13 protein-coding genes are annotated in these 14,424 nt (G+C 58.2%); 5 read left to right on the top strand and 8 right to left on the bottom strand.

All coding sequences use genetic code 11. The annotated features are described in order from the left end of the window. Nucleotides 1–1,520: 1,520 nt before the first annotated feature. Nucleotides 1,521–2,627, top strand: a complete 1,107-nt coding sequence (locus tag HCG46_RS24585; RefSeq protein WP_168687715.1) for a glycosyltransferase family 4 protein — start codon at nucleotides 1,521–1,523, stop codon at nucleotides 2,625–2,627. Between the two features lie 135 nt (nucleotides 2,628–2,762). Here HCG46_RS24585 and HCG46_RS24590 read toward each other — a convergent pair whose 3' ends face one another. Continuing rightward, nucleotides 2,763–3,335 (bottom strand): TetR/AcrR family transcriptional regulator, encoded by a 573-nt coding sequence (locus tag HCG46_RS24590; protein WP_168687716.1) that lies wholly within the window; start codon nucleotides 3,333–3,335, stop codon nucleotides 2,763–2,765. Nucleotides 3,336–3,446: 111 nt separating this feature from the next. Between HCG46_RS24590 and HCG46_RS24595 the strand changes: the two genes are divergently transcribed. Together HCG46_RS24595 and HCG46_RS24600 are read left to right on the top strand one after the other, a co-directional pair. Continuing rightward, nucleotides 3,447–4,637 (top strand): acetyl-CoA C-acyltransferase, encoded by a 1,191-nt coding sequence (locus HCG46_RS24595; RefSeq protein WP_168687717.1) that lies wholly within the window; start codon nucleotides 3,447–3,449, stop codon nucleotides 4,635–4,637. A gap of 69 nt (nucleotides 4,638–4,706) precedes the next feature. After that, entirely contained in the window at nucleotides 4,707–5,279 is a 573-nt protein-coding gene (locus HCG46_RS24600) for a carboxymuconolactone decarboxylase family protein (protein ID WP_168687718.1), read from the top strand. A 73-nt stretch (nucleotides 5,280–5,352) separates the two neighbouring features. Here the strand turns inward: HCG46_RS24600 and HCG46_RS24605 are convergent, their stop codons facing one another. The 7 genes from HCG46_RS24605 to HCG46_RS24635 form a co-directional block, all read right to left on the bottom strand. Further along, nucleotides 5,353–5,871 carry a nucleoside-diphosphate kinase gene (locus tag HCG46_RS24605; RefSeq protein ID WP_168687719.1) on the bottom strand — a complete coding sequence of 173 codons (519 nt, stop codon included), beginning with the start codon at nucleotides 5,869–5,871 and terminating at the stop codon, nucleotides 5,353–5,355. 183 nt (nucleotides 5,872–6,054) lie between these two features. Next, nucleotides 6,055–6,501 carry a nucleoside diphosphate kinase regulator gene (gene rnk / locus HCG46_RS24610; protein ID WP_152507800.1) on the bottom strand — a complete coding sequence of 149 codons (447 nt, stop codon included), beginning with the start codon at nucleotides 6,499–6,501 and terminating at the stop codon, nucleotides 6,055–6,057. A 351-nt stretch (nucleotides 6,502–6,852) separates the two neighbouring features. Beyond that, on the bottom strand, nucleotides 6,853–7,533 hold the full coding sequence (locus HCG46_RS24615; RefSeq protein WP_055660766.1) for an SGNH/GDSL hydrolase family protein: 681 nt from the start codon (nucleotides 7,531–7,533) through the stop codon (nucleotides 6,853–6,855). A gap of 29 nt (nucleotides 7,534–7,562) precedes the next feature. Beyond that, nucleotides 7,563–8,519 (bottom strand): ABC transporter permease, encoded by a 957-nt coding sequence (locus HCG46_RS24620; RefSeq protein WP_168687720.1) that lies wholly within the window; start codon nucleotides 8,517–8,519, stop codon nucleotides 7,563–7,565. Nucleotides 8,520–8,521: 2 nt separating this feature from the next. After that, the gene (locus HCG46_RS24625; RefSeq protein ID WP_168687721.1) at nucleotides 8,522–9,484 is read right to left on the bottom strand and encodes an ABC transporter permease; all 963 of its coding nucleotides are present in this window, start codon (nucleotides 9,482–9,484) and stop codon (nucleotides 8,522–8,524) included. A gap of 25 nt (nucleotides 9,485–9,509) precedes the next feature. Further along, the gene (locus HCG46_RS24630; RefSeq protein ID WP_168687722.1) at nucleotides 9,510–11,003 is read right to left on the bottom strand and encodes a sugar ABC transporter ATP-binding protein; all 1,494 of its coding nucleotides are present in this window, start codon (nucleotides 11,001–11,003) and stop codon (nucleotides 9,510–9,512) included. A 98-nt stretch (nucleotides 11,004–11,101) separates the two neighbouring features. Then, on the bottom strand, nucleotides 11,102–12,175 hold the full coding sequence (locus HCG46_RS24635) for a substrate-binding domain-containing protein (protein WP_075281816.1): 1,074 nt from the start codon (nucleotides 12,173–12,175) through the stop codon (nucleotides 11,102–11,104). A 377-nt stretch (nucleotides 12,176–12,552) separates the two neighbouring features. On the opposite strand from HCG46_RS24635, the gene HCG46_RS24640 reads away from it, so the two are divergent. Both HCG46_RS24640 and HCG46_RS24645 read left to right on the top strand, forming a co-directional pair. Continuing rightward, entirely contained in the window at nucleotides 12,553–13,194 is a 642-nt protein-coding gene (locus HCG46_RS24640; protein WP_023001501.1) for an SGNH/GDSL hydrolase family protein, read from the top strand. Nucleotides 13,195–13,254: 60 nt separating this feature from the next. After that, nucleotides 13,255–14,352, top strand: coding sequence for an ROK family transcriptional regulator (locus tag HCG46_RS24645; protein WP_205838674.1), 1,098 nt, complete (start codon nucleotides 13,255–13,257; stop codon nucleotides 14,350–14,352). Nucleotides 14,353–14,424 lie beyond the last annotated feature (72 nt).

A 14,424-nucleotide genomic window follows, 5' to 3' on the forward strand; every position in this document is an offset into this window, starting at 1 on the left:
ATCCGATGCGTTGGAGCAAGAAAATCCTGAAGGGTGCCCCCAAGAGGTCTTCTCATTTCGAAGAATTCAAGAAGGCAATACCTCGGAGGCTTCTTCTTGTGTCCACTCCGAAGGCATGTCCGACAGCTTGAAACGCAAACCTTGGATGCAATTTCGTGCCGAATGGAGTGTCAGCTGGCTGCTGTGACGTTTCGATAAAAACAGGGCCTTCCCACTTTGTCTGTATTCGACGCACGAGTTGCGAATACATTTTCCGGAACACTCTGAAACCTGACTATTCAGTACGTGTCTTGTTTCACAAGCCTGACAAAGTCTAGTGCCTCGATAAATTGACCTAGGTATTGCGATATCTAATGTAAATTATTTTCTTCACCCAATTCACATCAAGAATTATTCTTGAATTACTGCAAGCTTCGCATTGTCAAACTAAAGATTATTGCCTTCTTGAAGATTAATCGCGTTGACGAACTTTCCGATTAAAAGGTCTCAGGCCTCTCGGAAAAACTTTCGACATTCAAAGCTTTCCCTGCGTAGCGTTAATGGTGTATTATTTGTTAATATAGGGCGGATGGCTAATTATCATTTTTTTCTTCGCTCCAGTGCGGCAAGTTCAGGTAGTGGGTTGGGCAACCTGACAGCACGGTGAGGGAAGTGGCATCGTCCGATCTGCGAGCATGGAGAGTGCTCGTAGAAAAATGCGCAAGACCACGTTTGGAATGGCAGCTATTGCAATTTGATTTTGGAAAGTTTCCTAAAGGAAAACGACATTAACACGGAAGGTTCTATTTCAATTTAGAAAACAACAAAGCTTAGGCAACACAAGAAGATCCCAAAAGTAGTTGCTTCCTGATTGATAAAGAATGCCAACCATACGGTTGGTGGCAACGCTATATTTTTTACAGTGTATTTCTCGGTGGATATTCTTTTTACAGCTCATCACGGGCAAGCGAAATCCACCTTCAGCGTAATACGTCCTGTAAATCCATAGCTATAGATAATTCATACAAGAATAAATTTCGCTTCCAATTGAATATGGTGGGGTGACATGGGCAAGCTACATAGTAAACTTATCGGTCAATTATCCATTGAAACGTTCCCTTTAAGACGTCAAGCCAGAATTACGCGGACGAATGGAAGGGGACACAACAAAACTGCAGCGGAAGTAACGCTTGATACGGCCCGGCTTGATGGCTCTGCGTCGGCACTGACCCTCGGCAACGGCATTCACTGGGGTTTCGCCGCCCCGCATGAGTGCGCGCGGAGACATGGTGCGACCTCCGGACACCAAAGTCCCGTCAAGCAAAACAGGACCTGCACTACGGTCTTCCTTTCTTCAAATCATCACTAAAAGCCGATCTGAAGGGAAGCGTTACAATGACGCCAAAGCTTACCCGTATGGTCATCGTCGACGAGCATCAAGTGATGGTTGCTGGAGGCCGGGGCCACATCGCACATTCAGAGACTAATAGGCATCCGACATCGAAAGGCTTCACCAGCCCCGCAGCGAGAAAGGATCCGTAATGCGTGTTGTGTTTGTTCTTGCGGGCCTCGGAGCAGGCGGTGCTGAAAAAGTCGTCAACCTGCTGGCGCACCACCGCCTTGCCGCTGGCGACGATGTACATGTGATCGCCCTGAATGCGACCGATTCCACCTCTTATTTTTCCTATGACCCCAGGATTCAGGTCGAAGGACTAAGCCGCACCGGCAAAAATTCTCGGCATTTTGTCACCATGCAACGGGTAAAGGATCTACGCAGGCGCTTTGCAAGGATCAGACCGGATATGGTCGTCTCCTTCCTGACCAAGATCAACGTCATCACGGTCCTTGCGACCGCAGGTACCGGTACGCCGACGATCATATCCGAACGCAACAATTTTGATGTTCAGCAAATGAGCCGCTTCTGGCGCTGGTCTCGGCCGATGGCGGCCTTTGCAGCGACCAGCGTCGTCGTCATGACGGAGCGCGCGCGTGCAAGACAACCCGCCCGCGTTCGCAAAAAAACCATCGTTATTCCAAATCCGGTCACGCCGCTGCCGCGCGCCATGCCGCGGCCCGATGCAGGTCGCAGGGTGGTCGCGGTAGGACGGCTGGACCGGCAGAAAGGGTTTGATATCCTCATCGCCAGCTTTGCCCAGGTTGTGGAGCGCGTTCCTGATGCGGTGTTGACGATCTATGGCGAAGGGCCGGAGCGGTCCGCACTCGAAAAGCAGATTTCCGACCTCGGACTGCAGGAAGCCGTCCGTCTTGCGGGTGTCACGCAAGTTCCTGGCGAATGGGTATCACCCGGCGACGTATTTGCCCTGAGTTCGCGCTTCGAAGGTTTTGCGAATGTCGTCCTCGAGGCGATGTCGAGCGGGATGGCTGTTGTGTCCGTCGACTGCCCGTGGGGTCCCAGCGAGATCGTGCAGGACGGAACCACCGGTCTGCTCGTGCCGATGGGCAGCGAGGAGGCACTTGCTACGGCCATCACTCGGGTTCTTACCGACCCAGAGCTGCGCGGATCTTTTTGCGAGGCCGGCCCACCTTCGCTGGACCGCTTTTCCACGGCAACCGTCCTGGCCAAATGGGACGAGACAATTTCTCAAGCCGCAGGCCGTCCTCCATTGACCGTTTTTGCCGATGCTTGACATGAGGTTCATTGGCACCAAAACGGCCGTACATGCCTATTTCCGGTTTCACCTTATTGCCGTGCCGCCCTTGAGCGCAAAACAGGCCTCACACACCACAACGGTGAAAAGGCGCATGAGACGCCGGGGCATTGCCTATTTCGAGCGTCCAGGCGCTGGTTCCAGAATCGCGCAATCGAGAACTTCCTGGCTTAACGCCCTCTCCCCGACAGCCCGTGACAGGACAAGTGCCCCGACCATGCCGGTGATCAGCCGAATTGCCTCGCAGCGGGACTGGGCACTTTCGGCGCGGGTGTCGGTCAGCAGGGTGATGGATTTCTCAACGGCTTCACAAAACGCATCCTGAAGATCCTTGCCGTGACGCGGGGCTTCGGCCGCCAACGCGGCATAAGCGCAACCTGCGTCACGCCTGTCGACATGTTCCCGGGATAGATACCAGCAACGTAGAGCGTTCAAAGGGTCGTCCTGGTGTCCTTCAACAACGGATTGCCAGGCAACGAGATTTTCGTCCAGCGCCTGCTGCGTTGCTTCGGTGATGATGGCGTCCTTGTCGGCAAATTGCTTGTAGAAGCCACCCTGCGTCAGCCCGGCAGCTTTCATCAGTCCTGCGATACCGATCCCGTCGTAGCCGTGTTCCCTAAACTGTCTGCTCGCGGTTTTCACGACGTTCTCGCGGTTTCTGGCTGCCGTTTCCCTGCTGACACGCATTTCTACCTCCGTTGGCTATTGGAATCGTAATTCGGATTACGATCCAAATCTATTCTTGATTTTATAAATTATGATCATAATCTAATTCAGAACACCAACTAGGAGATACCCATGAGCGAACCCGATCCGATCGTTATCTGCGCCGCCAGACGCACACCGCTAGGTGCTTTCATGGGGGCCTTGAGCCCCGTAGCAGCTCCAAAGCTCGCCGCGGCAGCGATTGGAGCAGCAATTGAGGATGCGGGAGCTGGGCGAGACTCGATCAGTGAAGTTCTGATGGGCTGCGTTCTTCCTGCCGGTCAGGGACAGGCTCCGGCCCGGCAGGCGGCCCGTGCAGCCGGTCTTTCCGACCACGCGGGCGCAACCACACTCAACAAGGTTTGCGGCTCCGGCATGAAGGCGATCATGCTCGCACACGATCTCCTGATTTCCCGATCGGCAGACATCGCCGTTGCAGGCGGCATGGAATCGATGTCGAACGCACCCTTCCTGTTGCCGCAAATGCGCGCGGGTCGAAAGTTCGGCAGCAGCGAGGTACTTGACCACATGATGCGCGACGGCCTGGAGGATGCCTATGAGGCCGGCCGGCCGATGGGGTCTTTCGGAGAAGCGGCCGCTGAAAAATACGGTTTCACTCGCGCCGACCAGGACGCCTTTGCCCAGGAAACGCTCGTCCGTGCGCAAAAGGCGGTGACCGGCGGTGCCTTCCGGGATGAAATCGTCCCTCTTGAGGTCGCAGGCCGCAAAAGCACGGTCACTATCGAGGACGACGAAATCCCGGGACGGGTCGATCCGGAAAAAATCCCGAGGCTTCGCCCGGCCTTTTCTGATAACGGCACCATCACAGCTGCCAGTGCCTCGGCCAACGCGGACGGTGCCGCAGCACTGGTTCTGACCCGCAAGAGCTATGCGCAAGCCAACGGGCTGCCGCTGTTAGCAATCGTGCGTGGCCACGCGACCCATTCGCAGGACCCGGCCTGGTACACGACCGCGCCGATCCCGGCGATCCTCAAACTTCTGGATCGCACCGGCTGGTCTGCCGATGACGTCGACCTCTGGGAGATCAACGAAGCCTTCGCGGTGGTCGCAATGGCTGCCGCACATGACATCGGCGTTCCGCGCGAGAAGCTGAACGTCAACGGCGGCGCCTGCGCGCTCGGCCACCCGATCGGCGCGACCGGTGCCCGTCTGGTTGTCACGCTCATTCATGCCTTGAAAGCACGTGGAGCCCAGCGCGGCGTTGCAGCGCTGTGCATCGGCGGCGGCGAAGCCACCGCGCTGGCCATCGAACTCTCCGCCTGAACACTTTTGAACGCGCAGGACTAACGGCAGCGCATTCCCCCGCTTTCAAACTGACAAGAGACAATCTTCATGACCGAATTTGAAATCCACACAGCACAAACGGCGCCGGATCGCAGCAAACCCTTGCTCGAACAAACAAAGGCTACGTTCGGCGTCGTGCCCAACCTCCATGCGGTCATGGCGGAAGCTCCGGGCCTGCTGGAAGGGTATCTGGTTCTTCATCGGCTTTTTCTGGAAAGCAGCTTCACGGACGAGGAAAAGACTGTTGTCTGGCAGTCGATAAACGTCGAACACGATTGCCATTACTGCGTCCCCTCCCACACCGGCATCGCAAAACGCATGGGCGTTGATGATGCGGTCTCGGACGCCTTGCGCAACGAAACGTCATTGCCGACGCCCAGGCTTGAGGCGCTTCGCCGGTTCACGCTGCAGATGGTTCGCGAGCGCGGATCGGCCGGCGACCGGCAGGTGGAGGCGTTTCTGGCTGCCGGTTTCACCAGCCGACAGGTTCTCGAAGTCGTGCTTGCCATTTCCCAGAAGGTGATGAGCAATTACACCAACAAGCTGGCCAATACGCCGATCGAGCCGTATTTCGAGCAATTCGCCTGGCAACGCACACCATCAGCAGAGCTGGTCAGCTGAGAAGGTGACGAGCAAAACCTATTCCTCGCTGTCGCCCGGCATACGGCGCCGGGTGACAGCGGATCGTGCATATTTACCGGTGCAAGTGAACGAGATTGCCCTCTGCGTCTTCATCCGAGCTGTGAACAAGATGCAGAAAAGGCCTGCCTTGCCGTCTGGCGGATATCGGACCTTGCGGTACATCCAAGCGAACGCCACCCATGGCTTCTGGTTGGTAGGCAACCCCGATCACCGTAAGTGTCCTGCTCTGACGACCGAAACCAGTGAGGTCAATGCTTTGCTTTTCCGACATGCCAAGCAGGGCCATTCCCGTTGTCGTCGTGATCGGCAAGGTCAGGCCGACAAGACTGTCGGCTTCATCGGGAATGACCACCCTTGTGTCGGGTGCATGATCGTCCACCTGGAAGGTCACGCGGCTGTTCATGGTGACGACGTTCACCGGGATCTCCGATGAGGGCACTACGTGGGCTTGCGCCAATTTCCGGCGCAGCAGGGAAACAAACGGCGTATTGGTTCGCGGACATTGCGACACCATTCTGGTCAGGGTCGCGTAGTCCTTGTTGGTGAAGATAAACTGCTTTGGTTCGCGCATGCGGTGTCTCCTTCGGCCCCGCTTTGGCGAAGGCCGGTGTTGGAACTGGTTTCAGCTTCAAGACTGTTCCCCCTGTCCGGCCGTCTCGGGTGCGAGAGACCGGCAGGGGCTAAGTTCCTGCGAGAAGACTGCCTGCGTGATCCAGGAAACGGGGTTTGTGAAACGGCGAGCCGGAAGTCATGACTAACCGCGATCCAGGCACTGCAGCTCCGAACCTCCACCGACGAGCGGCGGCTGGCTGACCGACACGACGGTTAGGCGATGCCGGCGTCCGTCGTTTGCGCACCAGGTGATCGACTGACCCGCGGAAAGGCCAATGAGGGCGGTGCCGATGGGTGTCAGGATGGAAATCCTGCCGTTTGCGATATCCGCGTCGCCCGGAAAGACCAGCTGCAGGGTCTTTTCGTCCGTAGCATTGGTTCGGAACCGGACGACGGAACCCATTCTCACACTATCGGCAGGCAACGCCCCGTCAGGGACGAGTCTGGCCCGGCTCAATTCGGCCAGGAGACCCTCCGTGACAGTTGGCAATCGTGTTTCAAACGAGGAAGCGAGGCCTTCCAGTCGTTCATAGTCGGTCGTGCCGATGACGATGTCAGGCTTCGAAGCAAAATCAGTCGGTTCGCGCATAAAGTCCCCCTTGCCGGGTGCTTTCAGGCACCAATGGACGGATCACGTCCGGGCGGCGGAGTTAAGTCTCAAGATGTGGTGATTTGTGCGCTTCGATGATTTCAACGGCAGGACCGGTTCCTGTTGCATCATCTCAAGTGTTTACCCCGAGGCTCGGGGCGCATGACAGCCGAGCCGGGGGCTACTCTCCCGCTTTGGGGATAGCTCTGAAATCTCGTTTGTAGCTGGTCGCGGCGGCTTTGTTCATGACGGGATAGTTGCGAAGAATTTCATGCAAAGTCAAGCCGCCCGCACATGCTTTGGCTACACTGGCGGGCGGCAAGGAGAGTTGTCAGGTCTGAACCAGGAGTATCAAGCCGCTTCGGCCTGCTGCCGGTCCAGGATCTCACGAACCTTTCCGGCAATGGCCTTGCCCAGATCAATGTTGTTCTGGGCCGTGAAATGAATGCCGTCGCAGCCGTCAGTGGTGATGTGGTCCGCTGCGCTCAGGAAATCGACCTTCATGAAATCGGCCATGTTCCGGTATTGCTCGGCTAGCGCCGCCGACTTTTCGTGGGCCCCGCCAAACATGCCCTGGAAATAGGGATGCGGCATAGGCGTCAGGGGCGGCGGTGCAACGACAAGGCACTTTGGCGCCGGATAAGGCGTGCCGATGCCGCCACCACATGTCAGCACCTGCCCGACCAGCTTCGACATGCCATAGGCAATGTCATAGGGCGTGCGATTGAAGAACGGCTTGGTGTCGTTGGTTCCCAGAAGGATGATCGCCAGATCCAATGGCAGGTGGCTGGCCAGGGCCGACGGCAGGTACTGGCTGCCGTTCAGACGGGGATCGTTTGGATCATCGGCGCTCGTCGTGCGGGCACTGAGGCCTTCTTCGATAATCCGGTACCCTTCGCCCAGCTCGGCGGCCATTGCCCCCGTCCAGCGCTGTTCATAAGGGTAGCGCATTGTCGGGGCGCCTTCGACGACGGGGATCCAGCCCCAGGTCAGCGAATCCCCAAAGCAAAGTATCGACTTTTCGTTTGCCATTGTTTCCTCCTCAAATTTTACGGAAAGGCTCAATTGGATCTGGACGTTCTGATGCCGTAGAAGATGGCGGCGAGCAGGATGATCAGCCCCTGGGCAATGAGCTTGCCCGGGTCATCGATGCCGAAGGTGGTCATCACCACGAACAGGAGGGCGAAGGACAGGACCCCGAAGAACGGGCCCCAGACCCCGCCTTCGCCCCGGCCAAAAACGACCCCGCCGAGAATGGTTGCAGCCACCGCCAGGATAGGCAGATCGAGCCCAACCCGGACACTGCCGACCGCGATGGAGGCGGTTTGCACCAGGGCTGCAACCGCTGCGATGAAACCGGCCAACGTGTGGGCAAGAATGACGGTCCGCTCGACCGGTACCCCTGAAAAATGTGCGGCTTCCGGGTTCTCGCCGACCGAAGTGACATATCTGCCGAACACCGTCTTTGAGAGAAACAGCGCCATCACCACGGTCAGGGCGAACCAGAACAGCACCGGAACCGGGGCCGGGCCCCATTTGATGTTGTAGATGTCGTTCAGGTAGGACGGCACGTCGCCGGGTGGTTTGCCGCTTGAAAGATACTGCACGAACCCGACCAGGATGATGCTGACCGCCAGTGTGACGATAACCGCAGAAACCCTGCGCTTGCCGATCATCCAGCCGTTGAAGAGACCGATCGCGGTACCGGTTGCCAGACTAAGCCCGATGAAGAACGGCATCGACGCCCCGGGAAAGATCCCCGAGGAAATGAAATAGTTGACCAACAGGATGATGCCACCGCCGGAAAGGTCGATGCTCTTCACGCGCATCACCAGCAACTGAGCCAGTACCAGCACGCCGAGCGGCGCCACCTGGCGAATGAAGATGCCCATGATATTGGCGTTGAGCATGTGCGGCCTGGCAATCCAGAGCGTGATCAGCAGGATGGCGAACACGTAGTATGCCGGCGGAACACGCAGCAGGCGCTGCAGGAAAAGATGCTTCACGATCGTAGACATGATCAAAGCCCTATCTTCTTGCGGGTCTGGAGCCCCACGACCAGGAGCAGGAGACCGCCCTTGATCGCGGTCTGGATGAAGGGCGACACGTTGGTGAGGTTCATGCCGTTGGACAGGAGCGCCAGGACCAGTGCCCCGATCACCGTGCCCTGCAGGCTGCCGATACCGCCGGAGAGCTGTGTTCCGCCGACGGCGACGGCGGTAATCGCATCCAGTTCGAACAAGAGACCGACATTGGGATCGCCCGAAACAATCCGGCCGGCCAGGAAGACACCGGCAAGGGCCGCAAAACACGAACAGGCGACATAGGCGAGCAGGATGTTGCGACGATCCGGCACGCCGAAATTGCGAGCAGCATCCGGCGTGCCGTTTGCAACTCCGCCGCCGATCGCAAACAGATGCAGGCCGAAGCGCGATCCATGCAGCAGTTTCCAGGCCACCAGAACCACCGCGACACCCCAGAACACCGGCATCGGCACTCCGAGAAACGTGCCGCCGATCGACTGGATGACGATATCCGGCACGGTGCCTCCGGAAACCGGACGCAGGATGCGCGTGATGCCCAGAATGACATATTGCATTGCCAGCGTTGCGATGATCGGGTGGACATTCAGCCGGGTGATCACAAGGCCGTTGCTGAGGCCGACCAATACGGCGAACAGGAAAACCGCCGGTATCGTCACGTAGCCGGGCGCATCAAGCGCCAGAATGGCCGTCGTGAAGCTGATGAGGGAGCCCACCGACAGATCGAGGCCGCCCACCACAACCACAAACATCTGGCCAATGGCCGTGATGACCAACGGCATCGCCTGGGCAATCAGGTTGAAGAGGTTTTCAGAACCGAGAAACTGGTCGGTGCGAAGACCGAGATAAACGCTGATGGCAATGGCGATCAGCAAGGGCAGCATCCACAAACCCTGCCGGCCTTTCGGCTGCGTCAATCTCGCGAGAAATGCTTGTGTCATGATCACTTCAATCTTGTGGGCAGGGTCAGGCGCTCAAGGCAGCGTTCAGGATCTGGTGCTCCGTTGCGGTCTCGGCGGGCAGCTCCGCGACAATGGCCTTGCCATGGACGACATAAATGCGGTCGCACAGGCCGATGAGCTCAATTGTCTCGCGGGAAAGAACCAGAACTGCGCCCCCCTCGTCCGCAAAGCTGCGCAACAGCTTGTAGATTTCCGCCTTCGCCCCGATGTCGACGCCCCGGGTCGGTTCTTCGATGAGCAGCAGATCAAGACCGGCCGCAAGGTAGCGCCCCAGGAGCACCTTCTGCTGGTTGCCACCCGAAAGCGTGCCGACCTGCGCGGATGGGCCGGACGCCTTGATGTTCATGCTCGCCATCGTCTCGGCAATCGCCTTGCGATAATCGTGCGCGATGGAGAGTTCGCCATGCACGGAAGACAGACCGACGGCAATGTTGTGTGCGATGGAAAGCCCCAGGAAGAGCCCCTCTTCCTTCCGGTCTTCGGGAACGAAGCCAACTTTTCTTGCCTGGAGCTGCCGGATGCCGGATGCTTTCGGCGCGGGGAGCGGCAAGATCTTGCCCTTGATGGAGGCGGTGCCTGTCGAAGCCGGGTAAAGCCCGGCGAGCGATCTCAGCAATTGCTGTTGTCCCTGCCCTTCCAGTCCAGCAAGGGCGACGATCTCGCCCTTGTTGACATGAAGGGACAGCGGTGTGCTGCCCGGATCGATCCTGAAGTCTTCGAGGTCGAGGACGGTTTCTGTTGACGCTTTTCCGCGTGCGGGAAAGAGGTCCTGCAGTTCGCGGCCGACCATCAGGGCAATGAGGCTGTCCGGCGTCATGCCGCTCAGGGGCCGCGTTGCAACCAGCTTGCCGTCCTTGAGAACCGTCACCGTGTCGCAGATGCCGAATATCTCGTCCATGCGGTGCGAAATATAGACAATCGCCTTGCCTTCATCGCGCAAGCGCCTGATCTGCGCATTCATCACCTCGACATCGGCCGCATTCAGCGCGGCTGTCGGTTCGTCCAGAATGAACACCGAGGCATCCGCCTTGATGCCATGGGCGATTTCAACAAACTGGCGCTCCGCAATCGACAGCTCGGAAACCAGAATATCGGGGTTCAACTCCAGCCCCAACGCGGCAAGGGCTTTGCGGGTTTCGCGCCGCATCCTTGCCCTGTCGACCATTCCGAACGCTGTAACCGGTTCCCTGCCGAGGAACATGTTTTCCGCAATCGTCAGGTTGGCAAGCAGAGACAGCTCTTGAAACACGGTCGATATGCCTGCTTCAAGAGCTTCCCTCGGCGTCTCGAAACCAGCTTTCCGCCCCTCGCGGAAGATCTCCCCGCTGTCCGGCTGGTGGACACCGGCCAGGATCTTCATCAGCGTCGACTTGCCGGCACCGTTCTCACCCATCAGGGCATGGACCGTGCCGGGCATGAGCTTGAGTGACACACCGTCGACTGCTTTGCTTCCGCCGAACGATTTGGAAATGTTCGACATTTCAACGAGGCAAGTCATTGCCTTCTCCCCCGGATCATATTCTGGATCTTTGCTGTCGGTGACCAGCCGGTGCGCGGAACTGCAGCACCGGCTGGCCGTCCGGCCTCGGGAGGAGGCTATTTCTTGCCGTAAAGCTCCTGCAGCTTTTCCTCCGGCAGCTCGGTTGGCCACCAGACGTTGGCGGACAGGTCCTCGCGGTAATATTGCTTGGCCTTGTCGACGTCCCAGCCTGCCGGGTTGTAGTCGTAGTGCTTCTTCAGCTCCTTGCCTTCCAGCAGGGCGACAGCGGCACGCACACCAGCAGCCCCCTGGGCAGGCGCGTATTCCGCAGACACGGATTTAAATCCGTCCCGGATCCACTGACCGAAAAAGCCGTTGTTGCCTTCGCCGGAAATCGGCGGAATTTCAGCGCCGAACTGCTTGAACACGTCAACACAGGCACGGGTCATGTCGGCACCGGAAGACCAGATTCCGTCGACAGACGGGTTGTTCAGATAAAGCGTCTCACACAGGTTTTTGGCCTTGTCGTACTGCCAGTCGCCATGTTCCTCGGCGATGACCTCGACATTCGTGCCTTCAAGAGACTGCAGCAAGCCGTTGTAACGGTTGGTGTCTTCCGGGTGTCCGGCGAGACCGCGCAGAACCCAGATCTTGCCGTCGGCGCCAACCTCGTTGACAAGCCAGTCGCCCATCACCTTGCCGAAGTGTTCGGCGCCGCCCTGGATCTCGGTCGTATAGGCATCGCTCTCGATACGGCCGGTGTGCAGGACAACCGGAATGCCGGCCGCCACGGCCTTGGCGATCGACGCATCTGCAGACGTTGACGTCACGGGCTGAACGATGATCGCATCGACGTTCTGTGCAACCAGATCCTCGATATCGGCCACCTGCTTTTTCTGGTCGAAACCGGCGTCGAGCAGGATGAACTTGGTGATGCAGTCGTTCTTGGCAGCAGCCGCTTCGGACTCATGTGCCACCTGAACGGTCCAAGTATTGGCGTTCACCCCAAAGTGGCTCATGCCGATGGTCCAGGGGCAATCCTTCTTGTATTTGTCCGCTTCGACAACCGGATTGTCGCCTTCTCTGGCCGTAACACCATCCATCAGAAACGTGTCTTGCGCGAATGCAGGGTATGACGAGATGGCGACCGCCAGACAGCCCGCCAGCGTGGCAGGTTTGAAATATGTCATCGAAATTCCTCCTCCAAGGTCAGGCCTTTGATCTGCTTGCAGGAAGACTGCCGAGCGCCTGACCTCGGCGAACAGCCTTCCTTTACGCACAGGTCAGCCGTTCCGGCAGCGACAATGGATGCCGGCCGGCAGACAAGGCGATGCCGTTCGCCGAAACGCATTCCGGCGGCGGGTGAACGCAACTGCGATGGGTGGGACCTCCTCCCAGGTCCGTTAAAAATCACGGCAGGACTTGCCTGTCAATAGTTATTCATATTGAATGATTAATTGGAAAGCTTGTCAGATCCCGCGAGCGATGCAATGTATGGCAACAGAGGTTTCGGCCAACCTTCGGGACAACCGACTGTTTTCAATAACTAAATCAGGACGCTGCCAGCATGCGCACGATCTTGTGTTACGGCGACTCGAACACGCACGGACAAATTCCAGGGGGGACACCACTGGATCGCTACACTCTGCTGCAGCGGTGGCCGGGTGTGCTTGCGCGTGAACTCGGCAAGGGCTGGCACATCATCGAGGAAGGCCTCAGCGGTCGGACAACGGTGCATGACGACCCCATCGAAGGCGCGCTGAAGAATGGCCGCACCTATCTGCGCCCCTGCCTCATGAGCCATGCTCCGCTGGACCTTGTCATCATTATGCTGGGCACGAACGACCTGAAGGCCCGGTTCGGCCAACCGGCGTCGGAAGTGGCAATGGGCATCGGCTGCCTGATCCACGACATCAAGGAACTCTCGCCCGGCCCTGACGGAACGGTTCCCGAGATCATGGTGGTCTCGCCGCCGCCGATGCTGGACGACATCAAGGAATGGGAGAACATCTTCAAGGCCGCCCAGCAGAAGTCCCATGAACTTGCCCTTCAGTTCGAGATCATGTCGGATTCGCTTGAGGTGCATTTCTTCGACGCGGGGTCCGTCTCGACCTGTGATCCGCTGGACGGGTTCCACATCAATGCTCAGGCACATGAGAATCTTGGTGTCGCCCTGGCGCGGGAAGTGGAGGCGATCGGGTGGAAATGAGTTCGCTGCGCGCACAGCTGCCGGCAGGAATTTATCCGGCACGGCAACGGAGGGCCTTCCATGCCTGACATGAGATTTGCTCCGCCCAATCCGCTGCGTATAGCCGACCGTGCATCAGGCCTGAATGCCGTCAGTGTGCGAAGCTACAACGAGCGTCTGGTGCTTTCGCTGCTTCTGCAGAACTCCTCGACGACACGGCTGGAGATCGGTGAACAGACGGGCCTTTCGGCGCAGACCGTGTCCGTACTCGTCAGGTCGCTGGAGCAAGAAGGACTGGTGGCGAAGGGGGAAGCGCAAAAGGGCCGTGTCGGCCCGCCAACCGTGCCGTTGACCCTCAACCCCGAAGGCGCCTATTCCATCGGGATCAGCGTCGGCAACCGACACACCGATATCGTTCTCATCGATTTTGTCGGCAAGATCCGCTTTCACAAGACCTTGCCCAATCCGCAGCTTGCCCATGGCAGCAACCATTCGGAATTTCTGGAGACGATTGCGAGCGCGGTGAAGCTGCTGCCGGATGCGGAACGCGAACGCCTGGCTGGCGTCGGTCTTGCCCTGCCTCGCCGACTGTCGGGCGGCATGGACGAAGAAGCCTATTTCAAGGCCTTGCAGGCGGAGATCGAGGAACAGCTCGGCATTGCCGTTTTTGTCCAGAACGACATCACCGCAGCGGCCAGCGGTGAGAGCATGTTCGGCGCTGCCAAGACGCTTTCGGACTATATGTTCTTCTACCTCGGCGCCGACCTGCACGGCCGACTTGTCCTCAATCACCAGATCTACAACGGCAATTCCGAAGTCAGCTTCGATGTCGGCATTGCGGCACTGGAGAGGGACCTGTCGGCACAGGGCAAGGAAGTCGACCCGCTTTGGGACCGTTCAGGATCCTGGCCAGACTACGGTGCTCTGGTGAGCGATTGGGAAGAACGGCTGATTGCCCAGATGCGCGCCTCCCTGCATGGGGTTGGCCAATTCGTGGAAATCGAAACAGTCATCCTGTCGTCTTATGCGCCTGAAAGCATTTGCCAGGACATCTGCTGGAAACTGGAAGCAGCAGCCCCGCAGATCAAGGCAATCGCAGGCAACATCGTGCCGGCGCCGAAGGCGATCGGCGCTGCCAGTCTGCCGTTCAGTTCCAGGTTCATGGTCAGCGGAAACTGACCCGCTGAGGTCTATACCCTCCCGACAACCGCCTGATTTTTTCCGCGGTCGGAAATTGCTTGATTTAAAATG

The organism is Labrenzia sp. PO1 (assembly GCF_012273635.1).
Taxonomy (GTDB): domain Bacteria; phylum Pseudomonadota; class Alphaproteobacteria; order Rhizobiales; family Stappiaceae; genus Roseibium; species Roseibium algicola.